Origin of the sequence: Streptomyces sp. NPDC057010 (assembly GCF_042673805.1) — a bacterium.
In the GTDB taxonomy this organism is placed as follows: domain Bacteria; phylum Actinomycetota; class Actinomycetes; order Streptomycetales; family Streptomycetaceae; genus Streptomyces.
Map to the genome: position 1 here is coordinate 13,893 of NZ_JBHUSC010000022.1, position 16,308 is coordinate 30,200.

The 16,308-nt window shown below is 72.6% G+C and carries 10 protein-coding genes; 1 reads left to right on the forward strand and 9 read right to left on the reverse strand.

The window, feature by feature from the left end; translation table 11 throughout:
- Positions 1-31: 31 nt before the first annotated feature.
- From ACFTXQ_RS19685 to ACFTXQ_RS19725, 9 genes are all read right to left on the reverse strand, one after another.
- A complete protein-coding gene (locus ACFTXQ_RS19685) occupies positions 32-877 on the reverse strand; it encodes a GNAT family N-acetyltransferase (protein WP_382642381.1) in 846 nt (281 codons plus the stop codon).
- A gap of 138 nt (positions 878-1,015) precedes the next feature.
- Complete coding sequence (gene ispG, locus ACFTXQ_RS19690) at positions 1,016-2,173, reverse strand: flavodoxin-dependent (E)-4-hydroxy-3-methylbut-2-enyl-diphosphate synthase (RefSeq protein ID WP_382642383.1); 1,158 nt, start codon at positions 2,171-2,173, stop codon at positions 1,016-1,018.
- Positions 2,174-2,348: 175 nt separating this feature from the next.
- Entirely contained in the window at positions 2,349-3,650 is a 1,302-nt protein-coding gene (locus tag ACFTXQ_RS19695) for a M50 family metallopeptidase (RefSeq protein WP_382642385.1), read from the reverse strand.
- Entirely contained in the window at positions 3,647-4,900 is a 1,254-nt protein-coding gene (dxr, locus tag ACFTXQ_RS19700; RefSeq protein WP_382642387.1) for a 1-deoxy-D-xylulose-5-phosphate reductoisomerase, read from the reverse strand. Before dxr ends, ACFTXQ_RS19695 begins: the two co-directional genes overlap by 4 nt.
- Positions 4,901-4,921: 21 nt before the next feature.
- On the reverse strand, positions 4,922-6,295 hold the full coding sequence (locus ACFTXQ_RS19705) for a hypothetical protein (RefSeq protein ID WP_382642389.1): 1,374 nt from the start codon (positions 6,293-6,295) through the stop codon (positions 4,922-4,924).
- A 38-nt stretch (positions 6,296-6,333) separates the two neighbouring features.
- Positions 6,334-8,277: an acyl-CoA dehydrogenase family protein gene (locus ACFTXQ_RS19710; protein WP_382642391.1), complete on the reverse strand. Its 1,944-nt coding sequence runs from the start codon at positions 8,275-8,277 to the stop codon at positions 6,334-6,336.
- Between the two features lie 153 nt (positions 8,278-8,430).
- A complete protein-coding gene (locus tag ACFTXQ_RS19715; protein ID WP_382642393.1) occupies positions 8,431-9,876 on the reverse strand; it encodes an aldehyde dehydrogenase family protein in 1,446 nt (481 codons plus the stop codon).
- A 647-nt stretch (positions 9,877-10,523) separates the two neighbouring features.
- Positions 10,524-12,104 carry a PucR family transcriptional regulator gene (locus tag ACFTXQ_RS19720; protein WP_382642395.1) on the reverse strand — a complete coding sequence of 527 codons (1,581 nt, stop codon included), beginning with the start codon at positions 12,102-12,104 and terminating at the stop codon, positions 10,524-10,526.
- Between the two features lie 160 nt (positions 12,105-12,264).
- Positions 12,265-14,601, reverse strand: a complete 2,337-nt coding sequence (locus tag ACFTXQ_RS19725; protein ID WP_382642397.1) for an ATP/GTP-binding protein — start codon at positions 14,599-14,601, stop codon at positions 12,265-12,267.
- A gap of 237 nt (positions 14,602-14,838) precedes the next feature.
- On the opposite strand from ACFTXQ_RS19725, the gene gabT reads away from it, so the two are divergent.
- Positions 14,839-16,185, forward strand: a complete 1,347-nt coding sequence (gene gabT, locus ACFTXQ_RS19730; protein WP_382642399.1) for a 4-aminobutyrate--2-oxoglutarate transaminase — start codon at positions 14,839-14,841, stop codon at positions 16,183-16,185.
- The last annotated feature ends 123 nt before the right edge of the window (positions 16,186-16,308 follow it).

Consider the following 16,308-nt stretch of genomic DNA (forward strand, 5'->3'; position numbering starts at 1 on the left):
GTACGGGTCCGCCGGTATGGCATCGGCCGGTTCAGAACAGGACGCTCATGAACGCGCCGACCTCGCGGAAGCCCACCCGCTTGTAGGAGGCCCGGGCGGCGGTGTTGAAGTCGTTCACGTAGAGGCTGACGACGGGGGCGACGTCCCGCAGGGCGTATGCGACGACGGCGGCCATCCCGGTCTCGGAGTGTCCGCGGCCGCGGAACTCGGGGGCCACCCACACGCCCTGGATCTGGCAGGCGCGGGCGGTGGCGGCGCCGATCTCCGCCTTGAAGACGACGTGGCCGTCCTCGACGCGGGCGAAGGAGCGGCCGCTGCCGACGAGCTCGGCGACGCGGGCCTGGTAGAGGAGTCCGCCGTCGCCGGCCATCGGCGAGATGCCGACCTCCTCGGTGAACATGGCCACGCAGGCGGGCATGATCAGGTCCATCTCGTCCTTGCGGATCCGGCGGACCAGGGGGTCGGGCTCGACCGTGGTGGAGGGGCTCTCGATGACCATGAGCGGCTGGTGGGAGCGGACCTCGCGGGCCGGGCCCCAGCTGGGCTCCAGGAGCTGCCACAGCAGCCGGGTGGCCTCGGCGGGGCCGACGATGGAGGAGCAGCGGCGGCCGGTGCGGCGGGCCCGGTCGGCGAAGGCGCGGACGGCGTCGGGGCCGGCGCAGACGGGCACCAGGTTGGCGCCGGCGTAGCAGAGGGAGCGGAGCTCGCCGTCGGCGTACCAGCCCCACATTTCGCCGCCCAGGCGCCAGGGATCGAGTCCGGCGACCTGGACCCGGGAGGTGACGAAGGCGTTCTCGACCGGCTCGCGTCCGAGGACTTCGAGCGCGGCGTCGAGATCACTGGGCTCAAGGACCCGGGTGGTGGTCTGCGTCAACACTGGGGCCTCACCATGCAAGTCTGCTGATCTCCGCACTGTACCCGGCGCGGCTCGCGGATGCCGCGTCGCAGAGGTCACGAAAAAGCCCCGGCCCCGCCCCCGAACTGCGGGAACGGGGCCGGGGCGGGCCTCGGTGGGTCAGACGCCGATGGCCACGCTGGGCTCGCCGGAGGGGACGCCGTCCTTCTCCATCTGTTCGGCGATCTTCAGGGCCTCTTCGATGAGGGTCTCCACGATCTTGGACTCGGGGACGGTCTTGATGACCTCGCCCTTGACGAAGATCTGGCCCTTGCCGTTGCCGGAGGCGACGCCGAGGTCGGCCTCGCGGGCCTCGCCGGGGCCGTTGACGACGCAGCCCATGACCGCGACGCGCAGCGGCACCTCCATGCCCTCCAGGCCCGCCGTGACCTCCTCGGCCAGCTTGTACACGTCGACCTGCGCGCGTCCGCAGGACGGGCAGGAGACGATCTCCAGGCGGCGCGGCTTGAGGTTCAGCGACTCCAGGATCTGGTTGCCGACCTTGACCTCCTCGACCGGCGGGGCCGAGAGGGAGACGCGGATGGTGTCGCCGATGCCCTCGGAGAGCAGCGCGCCGAAGGCCACGGCGGACTTGATGGTGCCCTGGAAGGCGGGGCCGGCCTCGGTGACGCCCAGGTGGAGCGGGTAGTCGCAGGCGGCGGCCAGCTGGCGGTAGGCGTTGACCATGACGACCGGGTCGTTGTGCTTGACCGAGATCTTGATGTCGCCGAAGCCGTGCTCCTCGAAGAGGGAGGCCTCCCACAGCGCGGACTCGACCAGCGCCTCGGGGGTGGCCTTGCCGTACTTCTTCAGCAGCCGGGCGTCGAGGGAGCCGGCGTTGACGCCGATGCGGATCGGGGTGCCCGTGTCGCCCGCGGCCTTCGCGATCTCCTTGACCTTGTCGTCGAACTGCTTGATGTTGCCCGGGTTCACGCGGACGGCGGCGCAGCCGGCGTCGATCGCGGCGAACACGTACTTGGGCTGGAAGTGGATGTCGGCGATGACCGGGATCTGCGACTTCTTCGCGATGACGGCGAGGGCGTCGGCATCGTCCTGCGTCGGGCAGGCCACGCGGACGATGTTGCAGCCGGAGGCGGTCAGCTCGGCGATCTGCTGGAGGGTGGCGCCGATGTCGGAGGTGCGGGTCGTGGTCATCGACTGCACCGAGATGGGTGCGTCGCCGCCGACGGCGACCGATCCGACGTGGATCTTGCGGCTGACCCTGCGGTCGGCAAGCTTCGTCGGCACGGCCGGCATTCCGAGAGAGATGGCAGTCATCTGCTGTGCAACCCCAAGGTGTGGATCGAGGTCCCGAGATCGGCGGGCTCCGGCCTTCGAGGTTACGCCAATCACCGAGCGCTCCACGCATCCGAGGGGGGTGCGCCACCCGAACGTAGGGAGCCGGGCACGATGCGTGCCCGGCTCCGGTGTTCGTGGACGGCCCCGCGGGGCGCTAGGTGATCTTGATGGGGTTCACCACGTCGGCCACCATCACCAGCAGGGTGAAGCAGATGAAGATGCCGGCCACGACGTAGGCGACGGGCATCAGCTTCGCGACGTCGAAGGGGCCGGGGTCGGGGCGCCGGAAGATCTTCGCCACGGTGCGCCTGACCGACTCCCACAGGGCGCCGGCGATGTGCCCGCCGTCGAGCGGGAGCAGCGGCAGCATGTTGAAGAGGAACAGCGAGAGGTTGAAGCCGGCCAGCAGGTTGAGGAAGACGACCAGCTGGTACTGGGCGGGGATGTCGAGGTTGAAGATCTCGCTGCTGACGCGGGCGGCGCCGACGACGCCCATCGGGCTGTCCTGCTTGCGCTCGGCGCCGTTGAAGGCCGCGTTCCACAGGTCGGGGACCTTGGACGGCAGGTCGACGAGCGACTGGACTCCGGCCTGCATCATCTCGCCCATGCGGTCGACGGACTGGCCGAAGGACTGCGGGACGTAGCCGGAGGCGGGGGCGAAGCCGAGGAAGCCGGCGGTGACGTACTGGTCCTTGACGTACCTGCCACTGCCGTCGGTCTTGGCGACCTTGTTCTCGATGAGGTCGGCGTGCAGGTCGAGCCGCCGTCCGGCCCGCTCGACGGTGATCGTGGCGGGGCCGACGGTGGCCCGGATGTCCTTCTGGAGCGCCGACCAGTCCTTCACGGGGCGCCCGTTGAAGGCGACGATCCTGTCCTTCTGCTCCAGGCCGGCCGCCTTGGCGGGGGCGGCCGGGTCGCCGGGGGTGCACTTGTCGCGCTTCTCGCTCTGCTGGATCACGCAGTCCGAGACCGAGCCGACGACGGTCGTCTGGGTGTTGAGCCCGAAGGTCATCAGGGTGGTGAGGAAGATCGCCACCGCCAGGACCAGGTTCATGAACGGGCCTGCGAACATCACGATGACGCGCTTCCACGGCTTGCGCGTGTAGAAGAGCCGGCTCTCGTCGCCGGGCTGGAGCTCCTCGTACGCCGCCGAGCGGGCGTCCTCGATCATCGACCGGAACGGGGAGGTCGAGCGGGCGGTGACCTTGCCGTCCTCGCCGGGCGGGAACATCCCGATCATGCGGATGTAGCCGCCCATCGGGATGGCCTTGATCCCGTACTCGGTCTCGCCCTTGTTCCGCGACCAGATGGTCGGGCCGAAGCCGACCATGTACTGCGGCACCCGGATGCCGAAGAGCTTGGCCGTGGAGAGGTGTCCGAGCTCGTGCCAGGCGATGGAGACCAGCAGGCCGACCGCGAAGAGCACGACCCCGAGCACCGTCATCAGAACCGTCATGCGCCCGCCTCCACGGCGGCCTTCGCCGCCATCTCCCGCGCCCGGGCCCTGGCCCAGGCCTCCGCTTCGAGGACGTCCCGGAGGGTCAGGGAAGTTCCCGACGCCGGCGTCCCGTGCTCATCGACCACGGCAGAGACCGTATCCATGATTGCTGTGAACGGCAGCCGACCGGCCAGGAAAGCCTCCACGCACTCCTCGTTGGCCGCGTTGAACACGGCCGGTGCGGTGCCGCCGAGGGTGCCCACGCGCCGGGCCAGGCCCACCGCCGGGAAGGCCTCGGTGTCCAGCGGGAAGAACTCCCACGTGGACGCCTTGGTCCAGTCGAAGGCGGGGGCCGCGTCCGGGACCCGCTGGGGCCAGCCGAGGCCGATCGCGATGGGGCCGCGCATGTCCGGCGGAGTGGCCTGGGCGAGGGTGGAGCCGTCCGTGAACTCCACCATCGAGTGCACGTAGGACTGCGGGTGGACGACGACCTCGATCTGCTCGAAGGGGATGTCGTAGAGCAGGTGCGCCTCGATGACCTCCAGCCCCTTGTTGACCAGGGTGGCGCTGTTGACCGTGATCACCGGGCCCATGGCCCAGGTGGGGTGGGCGAGGGCGTCCTCGACGGTGACGCCGGCCAGCTCAGCGCGGGTGCGGCCGCGGAAGGGGCCGCCGGACGCGGTGACGACGAGCTTGCGGACGTCGGCGCGGGTGCCGGCGGCGAGCGCCTGGAACAGCGCGGCGTGCTCGGAGTCGACCGGGATGATCTGGCCGGGCTGTGCGAGGGCCTTGACCAGGGGGCCGCCGACGATCAGCGACTCCTTGTTGGCCAGGGCCAGGGTCCGGCCCGCCCGCAGTGCGGCGAGGGTGGGCGCGAGGCCGATGGAACCGGTGATGCCGTTGAGGACGGTGTGGCACTCGGAGGCGGCGAGCTCGGCCGCCGCGTCGGGCCCGGCCAGGATCTCGGGCAGCGGCTCTCCGGGCCCGTACCGGTCGCTCAGCGCGTCCTTCAGGGCCGGTACGGCGTCCTCGCGGGCGACGGCCACCCGCCCGACCCGCAGCAGCCGGGCCTGCTCGGCCAGCAGGTCGACCCGGCCGCCGGCGGCCGACAGCGCGGTCACCTGGAACCGGTCGGGGTTGCGCAGGGCGAGGTCGATGGCCTGGGTGCCGATGGACCCGGTGGAGCCGAGGATGACGATGTCCCGGGGGCCGGCCGCGGCGTCGAAGAGGAGGTGCGGATCGGCGAGGGGGGCTGGGCGGTCGCTCATGCACCCCATTGTTGCCGCAAGTCAGGAGCGGCCGGACACGGAGCCCCCTTCCGTGACCCGCAGGAGGAGGTGCGGGAGCGTTCCGGCGAAGTCCGGGAGCGTGCGGGCCACCTGCCACCAGGCGTCCGGGTCGGATCCGAGGGCCAGGGCGAACAGCCGGTCCGCCTCGGCCCGCGCGGCGAGGACGGGCTCGGTCCAGTCGTGGCGGTCGGGGTGGTTCACGTCGCCGAGCCAGTGGTCCTCGTCCAGGGCCCAGCAGGCGGGCGCCTTGTGCCGGATCACGTCCTCGCCGGTGAGCAGCCCGCGGGCCAGGCAGTCCCGCACCCACCGGATGTCCTCCTGGACGGACGGCATGGGCACCGCGAGGCTGGCCAGGGCCAGTTCGCGGTCCACGCCGGGGACGGGCTCGGCGGCCTTCGGGGCCAGGGAGCGCAGTACGCCGTCGAGCCCGGGAACCTGTGGCGCCGGCGCGTCGGCGGGCTCCTCCTCCGGGAGGGTGCCGCGCACGATCCGGGCCACGAGGACGGGCAGGGTGCCGCGGAAGGCGGGGGCGCGGCGGTGCAGCTCGGCCCAGAGCCGCGGGTCGTCCCGCAGGGGGCGCAGCGCCCGGGCGACGGAGGTCCGCATCCCGGTCCGTTCCGGCAGGGACCAGCGCAGGCCCCTGGCGTCGGGGATGTCCGCGAGCAGCAGGGTGCGGTGGGCGGGGGCGACGTGGGCGACGAGCTCGTCGCAGGTGAGGAGCCCCATCCGGACGGCCCGGACGGCGGGCCGGTACCAGCGGTGGCCCTGCGTGTCCTGCGTGCCGGCGTCGAGCAGGGCCCGGCAGACCTCGCGGGGCAGGCCGCCGGCCAGCAGTAGGGCCTCGACCGCGGTGGGCGGCAGGGGGTCCCGGGCGTGCTCGTGCAGCAGCGTCCCGTGGTCGAGCGGGTCGTGGGGCATCCGCAGCAGGGTGATCGGGGTCCGGGGCCGGCGGCCGTGCCGGCGCAGCAGCGCGATCAGCTCGCCGGTGGTGAACGGCCCGGGGCCGGTCTGCCGCAGCAGCTCGGGCGACGGCCCGGGGCGGGCCGCGTACCGCGCGGCGCCGGGCAGCCCGGGCAGGGGCCGGCCGACGACGTGCGGGTTGCGGGCGACGTACTGCCGGTCCTCCTCGCTGCCGTGGCGCAGCAGCAGGGTGACGGTGGAGGCCGCCAGCCACTCGTCGCGGCACAGGTACTTGCGGGTCGGCGCGTCGAGCCGGCCGATCAGGTCGGTGACGACATGGTCCGGTGCGTGGCGCAGCAGGTGTGCCACGCACCAGGCCGTCCGTCGGCTGGCGCGGTCTTCCTCGGCCGTCGGCATCGCTCTCTCCGCCTTGCCCGTGCTCGTACGCGTACGGGTGTCCGTACGCGTACTCATCCTCGTACGTCTGTCCGACGTCCGGCGATGATCGCAGGTCAGCGGAGCGGGCGGTGCACGTTTTTCCGGCTGGAGGGGCCGGGTGCGGCCTCCGCGATCCACGGGCCGTCGCCGGAGGGGTCGATGACGCCCTCCTCCAGCCAGGTGTAGGTGCCGCTCAGTACGCCCGCGACGACCTTGCGGTCGAGGTCGTCGGTGTTGGTCCAGAGCCGTCCGAAGAGTTCCTCGACGCGGATCCGGGACTGCCGGCAGAAGGCGTCGGCCAGCTGGTACGCCTCGCGGCCGTGCTCGCCGGAGGCGCGCAGGTGCTCGGCGCGGACGCAGGCCGCGCTCATCGCGAAGAGCTCGGCGCCGATGTCGACGATCCGGCCCAGGAAGCCCTGCTTGGTCTCCATGCGGCCCTGCCAGCGGGACATGGCGTAGAAGGTGGAGCGGGCCAGTTTGCGGGCGCAGCGTTCGACGTAGCGCAGGTGGGTGGCCAGGTCGGGGTGGCCGCCGGGGTGGAAGGCCCGGTAGGTGCCGGGGAGCTGGCCGGCGCCGGTGGCGAGCTGGGGCAGCCAGCGGGCGTAGAACCCGGCTGCGCGGGCGCCCGCCCTGGCCTTGTCGCCGAGGGCCTTGTCCGGGTCGATGAGGTCGCCCGCGACCGACAGGTGGGCGTCGACGGCCTCGCGGGCGATCAGCAGGTGCATGATCTCCGTCGAGCCCTCGAAGATCCGGTTGATGCGCAGGTCGCGGAGCATCTGCTCGGCGGGCACGGCGCGCTCGCCGCGGGCGGCGAGGGACTCGGCGGTCTCGAAGCCCCGGCCGCCGCGGATCTGGACGAGCTCGTCGGCCATCAGGCAGGCCATCTCCGAGCCGTACAGCTTGGCGAGGGCCGCCTCGATGCGGATGTCGTTGCGGTCCTCGTCGGCCATCTGGGAGGCGAGGTCCACGACCGCCTCCAGGGCGAAGGTGGTGGCGGCGATGAAGGAGATCTTGGCGCCGACGGCCTCGTGCCTGGCGACCGGGCGGCCCCACTGCTCGCGTACGCCGGACCACTCGCGGGCGATCTTCAGGCACCATTTGCCGGCCCCGACGCACATCGCGGGCAGCGAGAGCCTGCCGGTGTTGAGGGTGGTCAGGGCGATCTTGAGCCCGGCTCCCTCGGCGCCGATGCGCTGGGCGGCGGGGACCCGTACCTGGTGGAAACGGGTGACGCCGTTCTCCAGGCCGCGCAGGCCCATGAAGGCGTTGCGGTTCTCGACGGTGATGCCGGGCGAGTCGGCCTCGACGACGAAGGCGGTGATGCCGCCGCGGTGGCCCTCGCTCTTCGGTACGCGCGCCATCACCACGAGCAGGTCCGCGACCACCCCGTTGGTGGTCCACAGCTTCACGCCGTCGAGGACGTAGCCGTCCGTGCCGTCCGGGACCGCCGTGGTGGCCAGGCGCGCCGGGTCGGAGCCCACGTCGGGCTCGGTGAGCAGGAAGGCGCTGATGGCGGTGGTGGCGCAGCGCGGCAGGTAGGTGTCCTTCTGCTCCTGCGTGCCGAAGATCTTCAGCGGCTGGGGGACGCCGATCGACTGGTGGGCGGAGAGCAGGGCGCCGATGGCCGGACTGACGGAGCCGACGAGCGCGAGGGCCTTGTTGTAGTAGACCTGGGTGAGGCCGAGGCCGCCGTACTTGGGGTCGATCTTCATCCCGAGGGCGCCGAGCTCTTTCAGCCCGCGCACGGTCTCGTCGGGGATCCGCGCCTCGCGTTCGATGCGGGCCCCGTCGATCTCGGTCTCGCAGAAGGTCCGCAGCCGGGCGAGGAAGGCCTCGCCGCGCCGGACGTCCTCGTCCGCGGGCAGCGGATGGGGATGGATCAGGTCGAGCCGCAGCCTGCCGAGGAAGAGCTCCTTGGCGAAGCTGGGCTTGCGCCAGTCCTGCTCCCGGGCCGCTTCCGCGACCTGCCGTGCCTCGCGCTCGGTCACCTTGGGCTGTGCGGGCTGTGTTGCGGACATGAGGGGACTCACCTCGCCGCCGAGTCGGTGGTTCACCGGATTACCAGCCGGTGCTACCTGTGAGTCGTACCCAATGTGGGCGGAATGGAAAAGGGGGACGGCCGGAGCCCCCGCACAGTAGGCTCCGGCCGTCGGCTTTTTGGCCGTACGAGATCAGATGTCGAGGCCGGTCAGGACCAGGACTCGCTCGTACGTGTAGTCGTCCATCGCGTAGCGGACGCCCTCGCGGCCCACACCGGACTGCTTGACGCCGCCGTACGGCATCTGGTCGGCGCGGTAGGACGGCGCGTCGCCGACGATCACACCGCCGACCTCGAGCTCGCGGTGCGCGCGGAACGCGGTCTGGATGTCGCGGGTGAAGACGCCGGTCTGCAGGCCGAACTTCGAGTCGTTGACGGCGGCGAAGGCCTCGTCGGTGTTCTCGACCTTCGTGAGGGTGAGGACCGGCCCGAAGACCTCCTCGGTGGCGAGCTTGACGCCCGCCGGGACCTCCGCGAGCACGGTGGGCTCGAAGGAGGCACCCTCGCGCTTGCCGCCGGTGAGCAGCTTGGCTCCGGCGGACACGGCCTCGTCGACCCAGGACTCGACACGCTTGGCGGCGTCCTCGGAGACGAGGGGGCCGACGTCGGTGGCGGAGTCGGACGGGTCACCGGTGACCTGCGCCTGGACCTTGGCGACGACCTTCTCGACGAGGGCGTCGTAGACGGACGCGTCGGCGATCACGCGCTGCACCGAGATGCAGGACTGGCCGGCCTGGTAGTTCGAGAAGGTCGCGATACGGGTCGCGGCCCAGTCGAGGTCGGCCTCGGAGGCCCAGTCGGCGAGGACCACGGCCGCGGCGTTGCCGCCGAGCTCCAGGGTGCAGTGCTTGTGGGGCACCGACTGCTGGATGGCGTAGCCGACGGTGTCGGAGCCGGTGAAGGAGATGACGGGGAGGCGCTCGTCCTTGACCAGGGCCGGCATCTTGTCGTTGGCGACGGGCAGCACGGACCACGAACCGGCCGGGAGGTCGGTCTCGGCGAGCAGCTCGCCCAGGATCAGACCGGACAGCGGGGTGGCCGGGGCCGGCTTCAGGATGATCGGCGCGCCGACGGCGATGGCCGGGGCCACCTTGTGGGCGCACAGGTTCAGCGGGAAGTTGAACGGCGCGATACCGAGGACCGGGCCCTTGACGAAGCGGCGGGTCAGCGCGAGACGGCCGACGCCGCCGGCGTCGGTGTCGAGGCGCTGGGCCTCTCCGCCGTTGAAGCGGCGGGCCTCTTCCGCGGCGAAGCGGAACACGGACACCGCACGGCCGACCTCACCGCGGGCCCACTTGATGGGCTTGCCGTTCTCGGCGGAGATCAGCTGGGCGATCTCCTCGGTGCGCTCGACGAGCCGCTTGGACACGTGGTCCAGGGCGGCGGCCCGCACGTGGGCAGGGGTCGCGGAAAACTCCGCCGTCACGGCGTACGCCGCGGCCACGGCCTCTTCGACCTGGGCGTCGGTGGGCACGCTGACGGTGCCGACCAGCCGGCCGTCCCACGGGGAGTGGACGTCGAAGCTGTCATCGCCGGTGGCCTGGCGGCCGGCGAGCCAGAAGGCGTGGGTGGAAGTCATGCGAATCCCGGCCCTTCGAGTGTGTGCGGTGGGTCGTTGTCTCCTCCACGGTAGGACTCCGGCGGGGATTCGGTGTTTATCCGGCGTGTAGTACCTGCCGATGGGGCTGCGCCGCTTTGTCAGTGTCCGTGCGGGCCCCGCCCATGCCGGGCCCCTGCGGGGGGCTGTGCGGGCGTGCCCTTGCCCGGCTCCACCGCTGGGGCTCCACCGCTGGGGCTCCGCCCCAGTCCCCGCTCCTCAAACGCCGGAGTGGCTGGTTTTCCCCCGGCGGGGCCGGATGTGCCCGCGGCCCCGCCGGGACGCAACGTTGCGCTACCCGCACGTGCAGGCTGACGCCGGCCAAATCCAGCCTCGCCGGCGATTGAGGCGCCGCCGGAGGCACATCCAGCACCTCCAGCCCGCCTGGACTCGCGGTTGCGCTACGCGCACGTGCAGGCCGAGGCCGGCCAAATCCAGCCTCGCCGGCGATTGAGGCGCCGCCGGAGGCAAGTCCGGCCCCGCCGCCGCTTCCAGCCGTGTCACCCGCACGCACAGGCTGACGCCAGCCAAAATCAGCCCCGCCGGCGTTTGAGGCGCCGCCGGAGGCGCATCCAGCCTCGCCGGCGATTGAGGCGCGGGGGGCACACCCAGCCCGGAGGGGCCGGGGGTTACGACGGAGGGGGGGAGGCCTTGAGGGCGAGCCACAGTTCCATGCGGACGTCCGGGTCGTCCAGGGAGCGGCCGAGGATCTCCTCGACCCGCTTCATGCGGTAGCGGAGGGTGTGCCGGTGCACGCCGAGGTCGGCCGCCGCCGCGTCCCACTGGCCGTGCCGGGAGAGCCACGCCTGGAGCGAGGCCACCAGATCCCCCCGCCCGGTCGCATCGTGCTCCCGCAGCGCGCGAAGGGTCCCGTCCGCGAAGGCCCGTACGGCGTCATCGGCCAGCAGCGGCAGCACCGACCCCGCCGCCATGTCCTCGTGCTCCACGAGCGAGCGCCCCCGCCGCCGGGCCACGGCCAGCGCCTGGTCGGCCTGTTTGAGGGCCGCCGCCACCGTGCCCGGACCCGCCGGGGCGGACAGGCCGACCACCAGTTCGTCCGGCTCCGGACCGGCCGCGTCCCGCCCCCGCCGCGCCTCGATCGCCTCCGCATGGTCCACGCACGCCTGTACGGCCGCCCCCGCATCGGCGGCCAGCACCACCAGCCGCCCCGGCTCGGGCACGACCAGCAGCGTCTCGCCCGTACGGGCCGCCGCCGACTCCACCGCGTCGGCCAGCAGCGCCAGCCCCTCCGGCTGGGCCGTCCCCGGCAGCGCCGGCTCGGCCACGATCAGCCGGAAGGGGGCCTCCAGCAGCGCCCCGTACAGGTCTCCGGCCACGGACCGCGCATGCTCCGCCTCCCCCGCCAGCAGCATCCGCAGCACGGCCGCCCCCAGCCGGGACTCCGCGTCGTGCAGCGAGCGCGACCGCTCGGTGGTCAGCGTCAGGAGGGCGACCGCGGAGTGGACGGCGTACCGCTCGGCCGTCCCCAGCGGAGCCCCGGTGCCCACCGCGAGCGCGCCCCGCGCCCGCCGCCCCGTGCCCAGGGACTGCAACTCGACCCGGTCCTCCGAGCCGCCGACCACGGCACTCGCCGGCGCGGGCCGCTCCCGCAGCCGCTCCACGTCGGGGGTGAGCCGGGCGGCCCGCCGTGCGGCCCAGTCGGGGGCGGCCGCGACGACCGCGCCCGAGGTGTCGTACAGCGCGGCCCAGCCGTGCACGTGCGCCGCCAGCTTCGCGAGCAGCTCGGCGGGCCCGTCGGCGGAGAGCGCGGCACGCGTCAGCTCGCGCTGCGCCTCGAACCCGGCGGTCACGGCCCGGTACTGGTCGGCCGCCAGCGCGGCGGAGACCGCCTTGCTGATCGCGAGGAACGGGGTCCGCCGCGGAACCTCCAGCAGCGGCATGTCCTCGGTCCGCGCCGCCTCGACGAGGGCTTCGGGGACCGCGTCGTAGTTGACGCCGACCGCGAAGCCGATGCCGACGACCCCGGCCGCCGCGAGCCGCCGTACGTAGCGGCCCATCTCCTGCGGATCCTCCGCGTCCAGCTTCATCGCGGTGATCAGGAGGAGCTCCCCGCCCTCCATGTAGGGGACGGGGTCGGCGAGCTCGCTGACGTGGGCCCAGCGCACGGGGGTGTCGAGGCGGCTCTCCCCCGCCCGGACGCTGAGCTTGAGCGCCGAGTGCTGGACGAGCGAGGCGAGGGTGAGCGGCATCGGTTACCAGGGGCCTTAGCGGAGGGGGCGGGGAGAGGAGGGGCGCGGCGGAAAAGCGCCGCGAGAGAAGAGCAGCAGAGGAGCCGCCGACGCTTTTCGCCGTGTCGTATGAACGGCTCCCCTCGATTCTGCCACCCCGTACGGGTCCGCTCAGCCCGAGTCAGGCCGTCGCCGACCCGGCCAGCCGGACCAGCAGCGGAGCCGCCCGCTCCCCGCGGACCGAGGTCAGCGAGAGCACCGCGTGCCCCGGAGGTACGGCGTGCGCCAGGTCGGAGGCGGACCAGCGCTCGCGCTCCACCTGGCGCACGGTGACCGCGTCCGTGGTGACGGCCTTGCCGGTGACGAGCTTGCGGAAGGCGTGGATGGCCCGGGTCAGCGGCTGGTCGGCGAAGACGGTGCGGTGGGTGACGTCGCGGGTCTCCACCCACTCGGTGCCCCAGGTCTCGGCGAACCGCTTGCCGTCCCAGGTGGTGACCCCGGAGAAGGCCATCCGGCAGCCGACCGCGCCGAGCAGCGGGGTGCGCAGCGGCTCCGGTACGTCGTCCAGGGTGCGCAGCGCGAGCAGGACCCCGGCGTTGGCGGAGCGCAGCCGCTGGACGCCGCGGACGGTCTCCGGGGTGAGGGTGTGGGACGCGTCGTCGAAGGCGAGGAATGCGAAGAGGGAGCGGTCGGTGCGGGCGGCCGCGGCGGCGTTGAACTGGGCGAGCAGCAGCCGGGCCAGCATGCGGGAGGCGTCGGCGTGACCGCGCTCGGGCAGGTCGATGCGGACGCGGAGCGGGTGCTCCAGGGCGCGCAGCGAGAAGGGCCGGCCCTGGCCGGTGGTGTCGAAGAACCCGGCGAAGGCGGGCCGGTCCAGCAGCGCCACCCGGTCGGCGAGGGCGGGTCCGGGGTCGCCGTGGGCCCCGTACTGCCGTTCCCGGGCGTCCAGCTCGCGGAGCATGGCGTGCTGGCCGGCGTCGGCCAGGGCCCGGCGCAGGTCGCCGAGCACCTCCGGGACCTGGTCGAGCAGTTCGCGGAGCTCGGGTACGGCGGGGAAGCGGTCGTACGCCGTGCGGAACGGCCCGAGCAGCTGGGCGAGCGCGGTCGCGGCCCGCCGCACCTCGATGCCGGGCACGTCCCCGACGAAGGCCTCGGCGAGGAGGGTGGCGGCCTCGTCGGGGTCGGTGGCGCCGCCGTAGAGGTCGAGGTCGTACACGGAGGCGGGGTCGCCGACCCGGACCACGACGTCGAACGCGGCGTCGGGCCCGAGCTGCGCCCCGGCCGCGCCGACGGCGACGACGGCGGCCTGCCCGGCGAGCGCCTGCAGTGCGAGCGACTCGACGACGGGCCGCACGAGGCGGCCGGTCTTCCCGCTGCCGGAGGGCCCGACGGCGAGCAGGGAGGTCCCGAGCACGTCGGGGTCGAGCGCGAGGGAGGTGCCGCGGCGGGCGTACGGGTTGCGCGGGCCGTCCTCGACGGTGCCGAGCAGCACCTGCCGGGCGAGCAGATCGTGCCGGGCGGCCCGCACGGGCAGATCCCGCGCCCCGGAGGGGTGCACGCAGGCCCCGCCCCCCTTCTCCCGCACGGCCTCGGCAAAGGCCCGCATCCGCGAGGGATCCACGGTCACGGACTCCCAGGCCCGCCGAATCCGCGCATAGTCCACATCGTTCATCCGCCCTGCCCCGGCTTCCCCCTCCAGCCGGTCGGCCACCTCCCCGAGCCCGGCCCCTCGCACCTGCGGCCACCGGACCGGGTCGGCGTTGGCAGTCGCCTCCACTGGTACCCGGGCGGCCTCGGAGAGCCCGCCGGGAACGGGCCTACGACCCAGCCTGGTGAAGAACACAAGGACCGGCACCAGAACCACCGCGTACACGAGGAGGGTGACCAGCAGTTGCGCTCCCGCGCCCATCTCCCCGAGGGGCAGATGGCCGCCGACGAGGTTCAGGACCGGTACGGTCCTGGTCCAGATCAGCATCACCACGAACAGCGCCCCGGCCGTCGCGCCAAGCACCCGGGCCCGCGAGCCGCGCGCCGCGACAAGCCGTTCGAAGGCCAGACCCCAGGAGCCGAGGCGGCTGAACCAGACCACAAGCGCCCCGGTGACGAGCAGCATGTACGCCTGCAGGGCGGCGGTGCCCGGACCGCCCTCGGGCGTGCCGTCCAACTTCCACCAGTCGCGGGGAGTGAGGAGCTTCACCGGAAGGTCGGTGTACGGGACGTAGTTGTCGGTGATCAGCGACCACACCAGCACGCACGCGAGGAAGGAGATGACCGCGCCACTGAGCAGCGACCGGTCGGTGGTGGGGTCCGCCTCGCTTCCCTTGCGAGGCACATGGCCGAAGCGCCAGACACCGGGTTCCGCCTGCGGCCGCGGCATCCGGAGCCAATCGGCGAGCACAGGTCCGACGGCCGGCGCGTGCTGCGGTTTCGGCGGGGTTCCGAAGGGCGGTGGGCCCGCCGGTCGGGGGACGTGGCCCGCGCGCATCGTCTGTCCGTCGTACGTGTCCTCGGTGTCCATGAACCCCTGCCCCCTGCCCGTGCCCTGCGCTGCGGCGCTAAATCTAGTGCCCGGACCGCCGCTCCGGGCCGTACCGCGAACCTGTCCAGGAGACGCACCTCCGGCCACTCCTATGGCCGCTGCGGACAAGGACACGCGGAGATCACTCCCGGATGGAGCATGCCGTACCCCCTCTCCCGGGCCTAGCCTGCGGACAAAGACACAAGTGCGTCCGAAAACACCCCCCAGGAGCCCTCTATGACCGCTGTCCCGCAGGAGCGCCGCATCGTCACCGCGATCCCCGGCCCCAAGTCGCAGGAGCTGCAGGCCCGCCGCCTCGAGACGGTGGCCGGCGGCGTGGGCTCCGTGCTCCCCGTCTTCACGGCCCGCGCGGGCGGCGGCATCATCGAGGACGTCGACGGCAACCGCCTCATCGACTTCGGCTCCGGCATCGCCGTGACCTCCGTCGGCGCCTCCGCCGAGGCCGTCGTGCGCCGCGCCTCCGCGCAGCTCGCCGACTTCACCCACACCTGTTTCATGGTCACCCCCTACGAGGGCTACGTCGAGGTCTGCGAGGCCCTCGCCGAGCTGACGCCGGGTAACCACGCCAAGAAGTCGGCCCTGTTCAACTCCGGCGCCGAGGCCGTCGAGAACGCCGTCAAGATCGCCCGTGCGTACACCAAGCGCCAGGCCGTCGTCGTCTTCGACCACGGCTACCACGGCCGTACGAACCTCACGATGGCGCTGACCTCGAAGAACATGCCGTACAAGCAGGGCTTCGGCCCGTTCGCCCCCGAGGTCTACCGCGTCCCGGTCGCCTACGGCTACCGCTGGCCCACCGGCGCCGAGAACTGCGGCCCCGAGGCCGCCGCCCAGGCGATCGACAACATCACCAAGCAGATCGGCGCCGAGAACGTCGCCGCGATCATCATCGAGCCGGTCCTCGGCGAGGGCGGCTTCATCGAGCCGGCCAAGGGCTTCCTCCCGGCGATCGTGAAGTTCGCCAACGACAACGGCATCGTCTTCGTCGCCGACGAGATCCAGTCCGGCTTCTGCCGCACCGGCCAGTGGTTCGCGTGCGAGGACGAGGGCATCGTCCCCGACCTCATCACCACCGCCAAGGGCATCGCGGGCGGCCTGCCGCTCGCCGCCGTGACCGGCCGCGCCGAGATCATGGACTCCGCCCACGCGGGCGGCCTGGGCGGCACCTACGGCGGCAACCCGGTGGCGTGCGCCGGTGCGCTCGGTTCCATCGAGACCATGAAGGAGCTCGACCTCAACGCCGCGGCGAAGAAGATCGAGTCCATCATGAAGACCCGCCTCGCGGCCATGCAGGAGAAGTACGAGATCATCGGCGACATCCGCGGCCGCGGCGCCATGATCGCGATCGAGCTCGTCAAGGACCCGGTCTCCAAGACCCCGTTCCCGGAGGCGGCCGGCGCGCTCGCCAAGGCGTGCCACGCCGAGGGCCTGCTCGTCCTCACCTGCGGTACGTACGGCAACGTGCTCCGCTTCCTCCCGCCGATCGTCATCGGCGAGGACCTGCTGAACGAGGGTCTGGACCTCATCGAGGCCGCGTTCGCGGCCATCGGCACGGAGATCTGATCGAACGTCTAGAACGCCAGATCGCAGCGCTCACCCGGTACCGACGGTAACGGGCGGGCGCTGTGAAGAAGGTGTGGGGGGCCGATGGCGGGAACGCGTTCCTGCTGTCGGTCCCCTTTCCTC